This window comes from Natronoarchaeum sp. GCM10025703 (assembly GCF_042661985.1).
Classification (GTDB): domain Archaea; phylum Halobacteriota; class Halobacteria; order Halobacteriales; family Natronoarchaeaceae; genus Natranaeroarchaeum.
Genome location: NZ_JBHSZF010000003.1, coordinates 92,923 through 107,048 on the forward strand (window position 1 = coordinate 92,923; position 14,126 = coordinate 107,048).

The 14,126-nt window shown below is 58.7% G+C and carries 6 protein-coding genes and 2 pseudogenes; 4 read left to right on the forward strand and 4 right to left on the reverse strand.

Annotated features, from left to right (window positions below):
- Positions 1 to 137: 137 nt before the first annotated feature.
- Genes ACFQH2_RS19495 through ACFQH2_RS19505 form a run of 3 tightly spaced genes read right to left on the reverse strand, consistent with a single transcriptional unit; the run spans position 138 to position 5,138 of the window.
- The gene (locus ACFQH2_RS19495; RefSeq protein ID WP_377077184.1) at positions 138 to 2,489 is read right to left on the reverse strand and encodes a hypothetical protein; all 2,352 of its coding nucleotides are present in this window, start codon (positions 2,487 to 2,489) and stop codon (positions 138 to 140) included.
- On the reverse strand, positions 2,437 to 4,134 hold the full coding sequence (locus tag ACFQH2_RS19500) for a hypothetical protein (RefSeq protein ID WP_377077186.1): 1,698 nt from the start codon (positions 4,132 to 4,134) through the stop codon (positions 2,437 to 2,439). Before ACFQH2_RS19500 ends, ACFQH2_RS19495 begins: the two co-directional genes overlap by 53 nt.
- A complete protein-coding gene (locus tag ACFQH2_RS19505; protein ID WP_377077188.1) occupies positions 4,041 to 5,138 on the reverse strand; it encodes a sacsin N-terminal ATP-binding-like domain-containing protein in 1,098 nt (365 codons plus the stop codon). The genes ACFQH2_RS19500 and ACFQH2_RS19505 overlap by 94 nt, the downstream gene beginning before the upstream one ends.
- A 543-nt stretch (positions 5,139 to 5,681) precedes the next feature.
- Between ACFQH2_RS19505 and ACFQH2_RS19510 the strand changes: the two genes are divergently transcribed.
- Positions 5,682 to 6,266: a hypothetical protein gene (locus ACFQH2_RS19510; RefSeq protein WP_377077190.1), complete on the forward strand. Its 585-nt coding sequence runs from the start codon at positions 5,682 to 5,684 to the stop codon at positions 6,264 to 6,266.
- Positions 6,267 to 6,613: 347 nt separating this feature from the next.
- Here ACFQH2_RS19510 and ACFQH2_RS19515 read toward each other — a convergent pair whose 3' ends face one another.
- Positions 6,614 to 7,816 carry a hypothetical protein gene (locus ACFQH2_RS19515; RefSeq protein WP_377050874.1) on the reverse strand — a complete coding sequence of 401 codons (1,203 nt, stop codon included), beginning with the start codon at positions 7,814 to 7,816 and terminating at the stop codon, positions 6,614 to 6,616.
- A gap of 1,273 nt (positions 7,817 to 9,089) precedes the next feature.
- Between ACFQH2_RS19515 and ACFQH2_RS19520 the strand changes: the two genes are divergently transcribed.
- The 3 genes and pseudogenes from ACFQH2_RS19520 to ACFQH2_RS19885 form a co-directional block, all read left to right on the forward strand.
- Complete coding sequence (locus ACFQH2_RS19520) at positions 9,090 to 10,019, forward strand: ATPase domain-containing protein (RefSeq protein ID WP_377077192.1); 930 nt, start codon at positions 9,090 to 9,092, stop codon at positions 10,017 to 10,019.
- A gap of 37 nt (positions 10,020 to 10,056) precedes the next feature.
- Positions 10,057 to 12,378 (forward strand): annotated as a pseudogene (locus tag ACFQH2_RS19880) (PAS domain S-box protein); the annotation flags it as partial.
- 24 nt (positions 12,379 to 12,402) lie between these two features.
- Positions 12,403 to 13,926, forward strand: a pseudogene (locus ACFQH2_RS19885) (PAS domain-containing protein); the annotation flags it as partial.
- Positions 13,927 to 14,126 lie beyond the last annotated feature (200 nt).

The window sequence follows — 14,126 nt, forward strand, 5'->3', positions numbered from 1 at the left end:
GACGTCGACGCTGTCGACCCCTTTTTACCGGATAGAGGCTGATCCGATCGAGTTCTGGGATATCAGTGGGTTGGCGTGGCGGGGTGGTACCATCTTCCCTCCCGGCAGGGCTGTTGTTGAGCGCTACGGGTCGCCGCTCACTCTTCCCACTCGATGGGCTGCCGGATGATCGGGTCCGCGTCGAAGTCGAAGCTCCGCAGGTCGACCTGGACGTTCCGCTCTCGCTTCTCCCTTGTCCGGTTCCGGAGCCGTTCGAAGGGGCGGGGAATCTCGAGGAGCTCCGCGTCGCCGCTGTTGCCAGTCCTGATGTTCCGGGCGACGTAGAGGTAGTAGAACTCACTTAGCGGACCCCCGGCGGCCTTCCACTCGTTCCACGAGAGGGAGGGTTTGCGTGTGTTCACGCCAGACGTCTTGAGCTCGATACAGCGGTCAACGATCGCTCGTCCGTCGGCGTCCGTGCGGAGCGTGAGGACGTCGAACCCGGGGAATCCTCTGTTTAGTGGGTTCTCCGCACTGGAAAGTCCTCGTTCGTCCCCGAACCGTTCGATGGCATCGTCGAGCGACGGGTGTTCCTCCCGCATCTGATCGTAGATCTCGGGCGTGTGAACGTCGAATACCTGCTCGTCGGGAGTGGCTTCGCCCGCCTCACGGAGCCGCTCTCGTTCGGCCTTCATTGTCAGCTCCATCCCGAACGCATCGATCTCGGTCCGGTACTCCTGAGACGTCCCGTGGCCGGCCCCTCCGCCACCACCTCCTCCGTTCGTCTGTGCCTGTCCCCCTGTGGAGTCCCTGGACGAACGGCTCGCGGGAGCGGCTTCAAGCAACGACTCCGCTATCCGTCGGTCACCGATGCTCGTCACCGAATCGATAGCCGGCACCTGCGCGGAGTGGGCGGTACCGCTGGTTTCCGTGCTCACGGTCCGCTCCGCTGGTTCGTGTTCCGATCGGTCGTCCTCCTCGGTGTCGTCGGCCATGTACGGCTCGGGGGCGACAGGCTCCAGCTCCTCCTCTTCCATATCTGGCTCGTCCCGTTCTTCGGCAAATAGCTCTTTCCGGGTCGCTTCGACCTGTCCGGAGGGGACATCGCTCCCCACGGTCCGCAAGCGATTTTCGAGCGTCGTCCCGGGCTCTGGCTCACCTAATGCGTGGTCGACGAGCGTGTTCACTGCCTCGTAGTACTGGGGAACGTCGAGCCGTTCCGTGTACGCACCGGTCAGAGCATCGACGAGCGCCCCGCGGTCCAGCGTCCGGTCGACCAGTACCCGGACGATGCGGTCTCCATCCCGCTCGAGGTGGTACGCTTGTGGCTCCGGCGGCCGGTTCTCGTCCCAGCTCCCGTCGGCCAGCGAGATCCGGAGGTCGAGGTTCTCGACGAAAGTCAGCTGCTCGTAGAACGTCCGGGTGGCGCTGCGGTCTTGGTCGACAAGGAACGCCGACTGCCGGTTCGTCCGGAGCCGGAGCAGGAGCGCAGCGAGCAACGTCTCGAGCCACACCTGATCGACGTCGGCGTCACCCATCGAGAGGGGGAGCGGTGGGCAGTCCTCGTACGCCGGCTCCCTTCGGACGGCCGTTCGCAGGTCCCTCGCCCCACAGTAGCTGCCGAAGCTCGCCGCCTCCGGCTTGAACAACGCCAGAATGGGGACACCGAGGTTCGCGTACCGGTCACGGCTGCTTCGGGACCGGACGTAGTACGCCTCGCTCGCGGGGACGAGTCTGTACTCTTGGTCGACCCGGCAGAGAAGGTCGACGTCCCCGAGCCCGGTGTCGTCTGGGCGCCACTCCGCCGGGAGCGGCTCACCCTGTTCCAGCCCGGGAAGCAGTTCCGCGATGCGCGTGTACAGCAGCTCGACGGTGCTGGCGAACTGGGCGGGGTCTTCGGAGATCTCGAGCAGCTCCCCGATACGGTTGACAGCGTGGTAGGCATCCTGTGGTGAGAACGACTCCTGATCGAGGCGCCGGCCGATTCCCAGCGTCTCGGCGAGCATCGAGACTGCCTCGGATTCGTCCGTCTCCCTGGCCGGGAACCCCGCCGTGACGAACGGGAGCAACGGGCGTTCCCCCGAGACGTCGAGGCTGAACCGCTCCTCGTCGGCGTCGGGGAGCCGCCAGGCGTCGGGCGGCCGGACCGCACCGAACGTCGTCGGGACCCACGCTGCCTGCCGGAGCTGCCAGACCCAGAGGTTCTGTCCCAGGCGCTCGCGCTCGTCCGTGGTGAAGAAGTAGCTGAGGTTGCTCCCACGCCACTGTTTGTTGGTGAACGCCGCCACCTCCGCGTGGCGGTGGGCCGAGAGCCCGCTGTCCCACCAGCACACCAGATGGCGCAGGAGCCGAACGCCGACTGCCGACTCCTCGCGTGCCGCACTCGTCAGCTCGTCGGCGTACTCTGTGGCGTTGACCTGGGAGAGATACTGTTGGCTACTGTCGGGGATCTCCGGGTCAACCTGGGACGCGAGCTGTTCGCGGTAGGCTGTCCACTCGGACTCGGTCAACCCGCGGTAGCGGTGGTCGACCGGCCGTGACTCGGTTTCGAGCGCCGAATGCGAGCTGATCGTCGACCGCGGCGGGCGGCTGAGCCCCTGTCTCGCGGTAGCGGTGCCGGGTCCCGGCGTCCGGAGCGAACAGCGGGAGCGGCCGGACGTGTTCGGCGACACCGAGCCACTGCAGGAACGCTGCCCAGGCGAGATGCTCCTGGTCGGGAGGTTCGCTCTCGGCCGGGTCGAGCCCGAACCACTCGGGCGGCGCGAGAAAGCGTGGTTCGAACCGGTCTGAGTCGGTGACGTCGCCGACCGCCCGGAGCAGCTCCTCGACGTGTGCGTCCTCCGGCCGGCCGAGCGCGGTCTGCCACGCCGAACTGAAGTAGACTCGGTGGGCGGGCTGCCACTCGACGGAGTCGTCCGGGCCGACCGTCGGGACCGAGGCTGGCGAGCGCGGAGAACGGCTTCCGCGAGGACTGATAGAGCAGCGGGGCGTCGGGCGATCGGTCGTTCTCGGGCGACTGGACCGCTGCCATCCGACGGATCGTTCCGAGGGTCTCCAGCTGGTGGAGCGTCGATGGGTCCGCTTCGGGGAGTTCGGCCCGGGTAGCTGGGGGCTGATGGCTGCGTCGAACACCTGGGCGAACTGGTACTCCTTGACGTTCCAGACGGTCCGGAGGTCCGACCCGAACTCCGCCGGGAGCGCCGCCTCCCTGAGCGGTTTGGCCCGGTTCGGGTCGCTGCCGTGGTAGAGTTCGCTTGCAAGAAACTGGATATCCGGGAGCGCACCGCCCGCGATGTCGTTCTCGGGCGGCATGAACACGGTCCCGTCACGGTTGGCGCGCCGAATCGCCTGTGCCGTTTCGTCGTCCCACTCGACGGCTGTCGGCAACACCGGTACGCGACGGCAAGCGTCGTCGAACGCGGCGCGGTCGTCGTCGCTCTCGAGCGGTTTCCGCACGGCGACCAGATACTCGAGCACGGGGTCTATCAGGAGCCGACACGGCTCGGCGTCCTCGGGCACCGAAATCTCCCACTCCTCCTCGCTTGTCAGCCGGAGCGGGGGGTTGACGGACGCGTCCGCGAGAAGTTCGGGGACCAACGCGGTGTCGAGTCGGCTCGCGCCATACGCTTCGAGCGCCCGTGTCTTCCGGTGAGCCAGCAGTGTCGCTTCGGGGAGCCCCTCCAGCGCCTGCGGGACGGTGGCTCCGGTCTGGAGGAGCTGGACGAACTGCTCGCCCAGCGTCGGGAGCTCGGTCGACGTCGGCGGGAGACGGACGGCGTCGATACTCACGCTATCGTCGCCGAACGCGCTCGGTAGGAACGGGACCGGGCTGACGGCGGCGTTCACCTGCTCGAAGAGGCAGTGGTCGACGTCGCCGGGTGTGAACGACCACTCCCGCCGCTGACCGAGTGAGGGGTCGAGCGCGTCGACGAACGCTGCGGGCGTGGTCGCCGACGCGCTGACGAACGGCAGTACTCGCTGGGCGAATAACGTCCCGACCTCCTCGAAGAGGTAGCCGTTGAACTGCCCTTCGTAGCCACGTTCACCGTCGTGATCGAGCGTCAGGTTCCGCCGTGACGTGTCCGACTGGAACGTCCCTGTGACCAGCGCCGGGATCGGACTACGCTCTTTCGTGGGGAGGAAGACGTGGACCATCGGCGGGCGGTCCGGGACTCCCCGTAGACGGGATCGAGCGCCCAGTCACTCATCTCGGCCGCCGGCGCGTTGGTCGCGGGCGTCGCGCGAAACGCCACACCGACGCGTAACTGCCCCATCGCGTTGATCTCCAGGTCGGTGAGCTCCGCTCGCTCGGCGACGCGGTCGCTGTCGATCTCTGTGCGCTCGAAGAGACAGTACCAGTCGGTCGTCGCCGACGTCGACCCACCGTCGACGGTCTCCCGTCCCACCTCGATGAGCGTCGCGTTCTCCTCATCTCGAAACTCCTGCCGAGAGAGGCGCCAGCTCCGCTCCCAGGTCGGACACTCGATGTCGATACGTGCCAGCTCCGGCAGGAGTGCGACCGTGTTGGCGCCCAGTGACTGGAGCTTTCGCTGGATGGCGCCGTGGTGCTGTGCCGAGTCTCGGAGCGGGAGTTCGAACACGGTCGTGAAGTCCTCTTCGAGAAGTGACTGGACATCTGCGGGCGGCTCCGCCGGGTGGGGGAGCGAGAGCAGCGGAACCTGATCTGCTTCGACCTCCCCGTCGAACGCGCCGGCGATCACCTGATTCTGGATCAGGGTTTCGGCGGAATGCCCCCGGTGGAACTGAGCCTGTACCGACTCTGAGAAGACACGAGGGTTGTCGGTGACACCCAGCACGGAGGTGAAACCCCGGCCCTTGTGGCCGATCGTAGTGTCCCCGGCTTTCGTCGTCCGAGTCGTCAGCGTCAGCGCGTAGAGGTCCCCCATCGAGAACGGAGCGCCGTTGTTGGCGACCAGCAGCCGGTCGTCGGTGAGGAGGATCTTGACCGCCGGCGTCGCCGTCTCGTCCATCTCGTCGACGGCGTTCTGCAGGAGTTCGAAGATGAACCGCCCCTCGTAGTCCGCGCGGTCCTGCCGCTCGGTCCCGGCGTCGGACTCAATGCGGTCCGGGTTGCTCTCGTAGGTCCCGACGTGAAGCGACTGGATGTCGGCTATCGACTCCGGGACGTCGTCGTTCATGCCCTGACATATCTTCCCGGACGTAAATATAGTCTGACTACCACAGCATGGCCATGACATCGCGCTCAGGCGCCACCCTCGACGGGCAACGTCACGAAGAACGTCGATCCCCACTCGTCGCGAAACGAGACGGTGCACACGTCGTCGTCCTGTTCCGATGACAGCTCTAACACCGGGGGACGAACCCTGTGCTCGCTGTTTCGTAGCTATGGGTGAGAGTTATGTCGTTCTCCGACCGGATAGCCTTCCGGCCAAAATAGTGGGACGGTCTATTAGTCGCTTGGATAGGACACCCGGAAGCGGGTGCACTTGTCCTGTGGCGGGACGGTCTCTTACCAGTCATCGCTGGAGCCCCAGGTGTCATATATAGTGTCGTCGCTCTCGTAGCCGACAGTTATGCGGTCTATCGAAACTACGACTCGTAAGGCGTTGGTACTGCTGGACATAGCTTCCGAACATTACGGTCCCTTTCCAGATTCTCTGTGATACTCCCTTGGGAGTTGGCTGTCTGACAAACTCTTAATGCTATCTCAGCACTCGAAGATGATGATGACAGAAACACCCTCCCCAACAGATCCAATTGGAATTTATCAGAGTGATAACACACAACGCCAGTACAAGACCGGTCCTGCCGGGTTACGTGGAGCTCTCGAAAGCCGTGCGCGACGTGCGTACGATGCGATTGTTGAAGCGGAGAAAGCCCGCCAAAAAATCCTTGAACTGCCCCTTGAGCCCCCTCTTACTCAACTACAAGATCCCCTTCGGGACTGCGATAAAATGATCCAGGACGCTATATGGTGGCTGACAGGCCGAAAAGAAGTAGAAGTGACGACTCAGGCCCACGGTGCGCGACTTGCTGCTGAGCGGCTACCCCGGAATCCCAGCAATGCACCAGAGATTCGAGCCTGCGCAGAGCACCTTCAGCAAAGCGGAACAACGATTCTCACTCAGATGACGCACGCACGTGATAGTGGGGACTTCACCGGTGTCATAAATCTCTACGATGATCTCTGGCAGGCTGCAGTGAAACTCGTTGGAAATGCGGCCGCTATTTCGGATGCTGTATCCGAAGGGTTTGAAAAAGACGCAGCTGAGTATCGCCTTCGAAAGAATGGAAATTGGAATTGACGTCCTCCAGCGCCTGAAGGCGGCAGGAATCCCACCTCACAATTGAGGCTGCTTTGGGAGTTTAAGCTTCGTGGCTGCTCGAAATTCGTCTGAACGTCCCCGCTCCACTACTGTGGCCGTGTTCTCCACGGCGGAAACGGTTGACCACTGGCTGCGCCAACTAGCCGGTACTCATATCCACCACTTCATCACTAACTAAGCCTTGCACGCCGCTTCTAACATCTCTCTGAGAAGTCAACTAGAGATGTTTCTGGAACACTACCGTGGGACGTATTCGCCGGAGGCTCAGTAGCAAGAACGGCGGAAGGTGAACTGGCTCTAAACTAAAAACCGCTATTGGTGACTAACTACTCGTCTTCTGAGTCTCTACGAGAAAGATACCGTTTGGTACCTAAGATCCCGCCGATTGCAGTTATTGCAGCACCGATCCCGAATCCATTCAGTTGGTCTGCCGTGTTGTCGTCCGATCCATCTGGATCGTCCGAACCATTACTGTCGCCGTTGTCGTTCCCGTCGTTGTCGTTTCCGTTCGGATCGTCGTTGTTGCCGTTGCTGTTTCCATTGGTGTTCCCGTTTGGATCGTCGCCGTTCGGGTCGTCGCCGTTGCTGTCGTCGCCGTTCGGGTCGTCACCGTTGCTGTCGTCGCCGTTCGGGTCGTCACCGTTGCTGTCGTCGCCGTTCGGGTCGTCGCCGTTGCTGTCGTCGCCGTTCGGGTCGTCACCGTTGCTGTCGTCGCCGTTGCCGGGGTCGATATCATCCTCAATACCCGGCAGATCCGCGGGATCGACGGGGGTTTGATTCAGTTCGACCCAGACGGTGTCGTCCATCGAGATGGATTGGAGCGACCACTCGCCCTCCGGTGACAGCCAGAACGAGTCACCGGAGCCGTTGCCACTCTCACCTTCAACCTGGTTCCCGTCAATCGTGATGTTTGAGGTTCCCCGTACCCCACCGCCAGTATCCGGATGGGTATAGCCGTCCTGATCGCGTTCAACGTCGCCCTCAGCGACGGTAAACTCGTACTGCTGAAACACGTCCTCGAGGTCGGGATCGTCTGACGTAATAAACGCCAGCCTGTCGGCGTTGTCGGATGGATCGTCGGTGTCGTTCGAGTCGTCGTCCTCGCAGTTCGAAAGACGCTGTTGATCGATCACGTCGTACCATTGATCCCGCTGTTCTGGCGATGGCCCAACTTGGCCGAGTACACCGCCCTCTGGGTCCAAGATAGTCGTTCCTGTGTAGATCCTGTCCGTTGCGCCAATCGGTTCGAGTTGGTCAAAATCTACTGTGAACGGCAGACAGACCTCGTTGTAGTACTCTTTGATCGTATCGATAGCTGGGGCGCAATCCGGATGTTCGAGGAAGAACTCGGTATCGACTTCCAGCGTCACCGGCCCGCACATGTCCGGGCTGCTCACGGTGAAGCTCCGGCGGTCATGGATCTCGATATTAAACTCGTACTCCCCTTCTTGTTGCGCCATCACCGCGCCGCCACCGAGTGCCGCGCCAGCGGCCAGTGCCATGAACTCGCGTCGACGAGTGGTAGACATATGTCATTTTACTCAGACCGAGATTTAGCAGTAATTACGATCTAGTTGAGGATCCCAATGGATGGTTGAAATCTGCTATCGACAGCACACTATTTAAATCATATATTTTCTACAAAACCCTGTCATAGGATCATTCTCAGGCAATGTAGGTTACTCGTCGTGTGTCCTCATGAGGCATACCAGTTTGGATTTAATTTCTTCAGAACGACTGTTCCAGCCGCCGCACAGCCGATACTCACGAGTAGAGAGATAACACTGTTGGTCAGTTGTTGTATACCGGTCAGGTTGGTCTGGTACCAGGCATACACCGCGACGGTTATGCCAATAACTGCGATACTCACGATCGGCTCTGTTGACTCGATGGAAACGCTGCTATCCCTGGAGAACGTGAAACAAGATATGGGGCGCAAGAGACCGATAAGGATTCCGTGCCATCGAGCACGTTCTGTTGACTGGTCCATGCGCGAAAGAAGTCGAGCCATGGGCGCTACAGCCCGGATGCCGCGCCCCGCGGCATCCGGGAAAGCCCGAATAGGTGAATCTCTGCTTCACGTGCTGGCGTCCCGAGTCACAAGATCGCCTCTCCGAACGATGATGACCACTGGCCGGGCAGACAGACGAGGGAGCTGAGGGCCGCCAAACCGGCGGCCCTCAGCGGTCGGTCGGAGCCTTTCTTTAGCATCTGCTATCGCTGACAGCGACCGCACCGCAGACACGTTCCGACCGCCTGCCGGTTGTGAGAACAGCAGATCCCCGGACGGCGTAACCATTTTGTCGCTGACGTAGTTTGGTCGGCTGCAGCGTTTCCATAGGTGAAATCCTATTAGTCCGACACTTTTCCTACTGAAACAGCCGTTGGGTAGGACTGCGAACTGATCGATGACCGCACCCGTCGGCAGGTATAGACGGAACGCTCTTGTGAAGCAGATTGTTGGTGATGGTTCCGTAGTCTAAATCGAGCCGGTACATATCCTCGTTCAGCCTCCTTCGCTCCGGTTCTGGAAAACATTGTCACCGAGTCGAGCTGCAGAAAATCGCCGGGCAGTTCTCCACCAACAATGTTCTACACAAGAGCGTAGACGGAATGTCACCGAGCGGGAATTTCAGGAAGAGCGCTTGCAGGTGTAGGGGCGCGTGTTACGCCACAACGTGCGCAACCGAATATCGCGGTAGATGGACTTACTCTCTTAAATCGAAATTTTCTGAATTACTCTCAAAATAAATTTCACAAAGGCATATCCGTATTGGTATCGTCTCTTTTAGGAGATCCACTATGTCCCTAAATGACACACCAATTTCGCAGATAAGCACTGGAGTCGGGGGTCTTGACGAACTATTACGAGGGGGATTTATTCAGAATCGGATGTACCTGGTCACCGGAGAGCCAGGAACCGCAAAAACGACGCTCGCCATGCACTTCCTCCACGAAGGACTTGCCAACGACGAAACAGTCCTCTATATCCACGGGGAAGAGTCCGCCGAGGAACTCAAAACTAATGCCGCCCAGTTCGGTATCGATATCAGCGCTGTCGAGTTTCTCGATCTCGGCCCCGACTCGGACTTTTTCACCGAAGATTCGTCCTTCGATCTCGTCGATTCCAGTAATATCGATCAAGAACGCTACACCGAGGTGATTCACGAGGCAATCGAAGAAATTGACCCCGAACGAGTAGTCATCGACCCGATCACCCAACTCCGCTACCTCGAAACGTCCGACTATCATTACCGCAAACGGATCCTCTCGTTCATCCGGTTTCTCAAAAAGCGAGGCGTCACAATTCTCGCCACAGCCACCCTAAACAAGAATCAAAACGCGTCCGCAGATATCCGCTCGCTGAGTGATGGCGTCGTCACACTGTCCCGTGTCGCCGATGGACGGCGCATTGAAGTAAAGAAAAATCGGGGAATTGGCCAAATCGAAGGCGATCACGGAGCTGAAATCCGTTCCAACGGACTCGAAGTGTATCCCCGCATTCGTCCGGAACCGTCTGATCGTGAGTTCGATCCGACCCCTGTCGGGTCGGGTATCCCCGAACTCGATGAGGTGGTTGGCGGGGGTTCTGAACGTGGGACGGTGACATTCATTAGCGGTCCAACTGGCGTCGGGAAAACCACGCTTGCGACAGTATATCTCGCCCAAGCGGCACGACAGCTGGGTAAATCGGTGATCTATCTCTTCGAGGAACGGATCGAAACATTCTGAACACCGATGCCGATCTCTCGGGATTCCGATCGACGAATTGCGGGAAGAGGGACGCCTCTCGATCAACGTAATCGAACCGGGGACACTCTCCGCCGAAGAGTTCGCCCACAAGGTGCGACGAGAGGTTGAGGAAGAAAATGCAGAGACGGTGATGATTGATGGCGTGAGCGGCTACACCTCGGTAATCAAAGGCAGCGAAGACGGTCTTGATCGGGATCTCCAGTCTCTGACTCGCTATCTTATCAACAGGGAAGTGACCGTCTTCGTGACCGACGCAACCCACCAGGTAACAGGACTCTCATCCGCCACGAGCCACGATATCAGTCAAATCGCAGACAATCTCACATTTATCAGTTACGTGGAAATTCAGAGTTCGCTTCGAAAAGTTATCGGCGTGCTCAAAAAGCGAACTGGTGGGTTCGACTCCAGTTTTCGTGAATTCGAAATCACCGCGAACGGTGTCCAAATTGGTGAACCCTCACGGAATACAGCGGAATCCTTCACGGCTCACCACAGGCCGGTGAACCACAGCAAAGGGGCCACAAGTCAGAATAATGACGCAACCAGGGACACCCCCATCGGACCGAGCGAAACATCCGAGACGGTTCAATTACTCGTCGCCGATGCTGGAAACCGGTCGGCAATCAGTAGAATGCTCGACGACCGATTCGAGGTGGAGACGAGCCAGACAGTAACGGACGCCGATTTATATCTCATCGAAGATCACCGTTTCTCCGAGTATAGAGTGGCGTTACGCGACCGGATCGAGCAAGAGGACCCGGCGTTCTGTCCAGTGGTTCTGATTCAACGCGAGAGTACGGATCTAACGCAGGAAAACAAGGACCCATCTGCCCACGGGGGAGGGGTCCCCTACGACGAGGTGGTGGATGCACCGATCGACCCACCCCAGTTGATTCGGCGACTGAACTCGTTACTCGTCCGCCGTCAGCAGTCTCAGGAGCTGATGCAGCAGGTCTCGACATTGGAGGAGCGTGAGCAACGCCTCCGCCGTTTCGAGCAAGCTGTCGAATCGACCGGAAACGGGATCGTCATGACTGATTCCGCTGGCACAATCGAGTACATGAACCTGGCTCTCGAATCGATTACCGGATATACTGAAGACGAAGTCCTCGGGGAGTCCCCACAGATACTCTTGCCCGAAGGGGCTGGCGGAGTCTTCGACGAGGAGTTCTGGCAGACGTTGGCGGATCAGGAGGAATGGGAGGGTGATTTCATTATCGAAGGCAAGGATTCTCAACGGCTGGTGGTCAATGCGACGGCTACCGCACTTCAGGATGTGAAAAACGAAACCGAGGGATTCGTCATCGTACTTAGTGACATCACCGAGCGGATCCAGCGAGAACAAGACTTGGAGGACAGAGAAGAGGAACTCGATCTGCTTCGACAGATTTTGACGCGATATCTCCGCCACAATATGCGAAACACCCTCAACGTCATCCAAGGAAATGCAGAGTTGCTAACGGAAGATGAAACACTATCACAAAAGCAAATTGAGTCAGTAGAGACGATTATCGAGAACGCGGACGCCCTCTCCGAGATGAGCGATACTGCTCGAACCTACAGTTCACTACTCGGAAGAGATACCGAGTTGTCTACGTTCGATCTCTCGAAAATCACTACAAAGGCGGTTCAACGAGTCCGACAAGACCATTCTGACGTGACGTTCGAACTCGATGTTCCCGAAACGTGTGAAATTCGTGCCCGAGACGGAATTCAACGTGCGTTCGAGGAACTGATCGACAATGCTGCACGACATAATGACGCGACGAAACCGTGGGTGCATATTCAGGTCCGAGACGATGACGGTGCACGATTGGTAATCGAGGATAACGGGCCGGGAATCAATACTCAGGAAATGGAGGCTTTCGAAAAGAGGACCGAAACACCGCTCACACACAGTCAGGGTGTCGGCTTATGGCTCAGTAAATGGCTGATCGAGGGAGTCGAGGGAGAGCTATCCATCGAGATAACGGACACAGGGACACGCGTTACAGTTGATTTCCCGTCCCTTGCCAAAATCGGTTCGACTGGGCAAGAAATCACCACGCTGAAAGAGCGTGAACAGCGGTTGCAGACGATCAAAGATCGGATGACCGATGCGATAATCGAAGTCGATGCCGATTTTACCGTCACGCAGCTCGACGAACGAGCTGAACGCATTTACGACAAAGAGGCGGCTACAGTATTGGGTCAACGTTTGTGGGATGTGTTTCCGACTCTTGCAGACACGCAATTCCAATCGATCATCCGGAACGCAATGGAATCGCGCTCATCAACGAGTGTCGAAGGGTATTTGGAAGAGATAGACACCGGTCTGGAAATTGCGATTTATCCTGAGTTTGACGGAGGGCTTACGTTCTACACCCGGGACGTAACAGAGCGCAAGAAACAACAGAAGGTACTAACACGCAATACCCGCGCGATGGACGAGGCACCCATCGGCATCACGCTTACCGATCCGAGCCAAGCGGACAATCCCCTCATCTACGTGAATGACCGATTCCAGGAGCTGACTGGCTACTCGGACGCGGAGGTTCTCGGTCGGAACTGTCGCTTTCTCCAGGGCGAAGCCACCGACCCCGAACTGGTTGCGAGGATGCGAGAGGCCGTTGACAACGAAGACAGCGTCTCCGTCGAACTCCGGAACTACCGGAAAGACGGCACGGAGTTCTGGAACCGGGTGTCGATTGCACCCGTCCGTGATGATGATGGGTCGGTCGTCAATTACGTTGGCTTCCAGCAGGATATCTCCGACCAACGACGACGCGATCGCGCCCTCCGCGAGATGTATGATATTATCTCAGATCGACACCAGTCGTTCGAAGACAAAGTGCAGGCACTCCTGGAACTCGGTCGAAGTGAACTCAACACGGAGTACGGGACGCTGTCAGAGATCCGCGGTGACGAGTACCTGTTCGAGTTCGTTGCGACGGACGATGACAGCATTCGGTCGGGAGACGTAGTCCCGGTCTCAGTCACGAACTGTGAACTCGTCGCCAGTTCCGAAGAAACCCTCGTGGCCGGTGATATCGAACGCGATGCCCCGGAGCAGACTGACCGGGCGGGCTTCACCGAGTGGGGAATTTCATGTTATCTCGGAGCCCCAGTGTTTACCGGGGACGAGGTCTATGGGTCGTTCTGTTTCTACGGGACCGAGGCTCGCTCCGATCAGTTCTCCGAGTGGCAAGTCACGCTGGTAGATCTCATGAGTCGCTGGGTGAGCTATGAGCTTCAACACCGAGAAGCGAAAGAACAACTCCAACAGACGAACGAACGGTTAGACCAATTCACGTCAGTCGTGTCCCACGATCTGCGGAATCCACTCAACGTTGCTGAAGGTCGCTTAGAGATGGTGAACAAAGAGTGCGACAATGACCACCTCGATCCAATCGGTCGAGCACTTGGTCGGATGGATACACTGATCACTGATTTGCTGGCGCTCGCTCGGGAGGGCAAAAGTACGACTGATATAACTTCGATCAAGTCTTCAAGGCTTGCGGAGAACTGTTGGCGTAACGTCGATACCAAAGACGCCAGCATCGTCACCGATATCGATCGGACGATTCGAGCCGATGAAGGTAGACTGAGTCAGGTATTCGAGAATTTCATTCGTAACGCTGTCGAACACGGAGGTGGCGAAGTGACGGTACGAATCGGCGAACTGGACGACGGCTTCTACATCGAAGACGACGGCCCAGGTATTCCAGTTGCCGAACATAAGGACGTGTTCGACGCGGGGTATTCGACAAGCGATGAGGGGACTGGCTTCGGGCTGAGCATCGTCAAGCAGGTTGTCGATGCCCACGGCTGGGAGATCCACCTAACTGAAGGTTCTGATGGTGGTGCGCGGTTTGAAATTACCGGTGTCGTGTTTGCTGCCGAATAGATCCTCTGTATGTTTCACCGATGTTCTGATGGATTCCAGACAGGTTGTCTCCTGACACGGTATGTGTGCGCCCTGTACTGAACGATTCGGGAGTGCAAAAGAGGGGTATGCCAACCGTTCTATGACACCCTGTACAGACTGTTGCTGCTTCGTACATTGTTCCCAATGAGTATCTGTACTTAGCTAAGCCTCAGACCTCG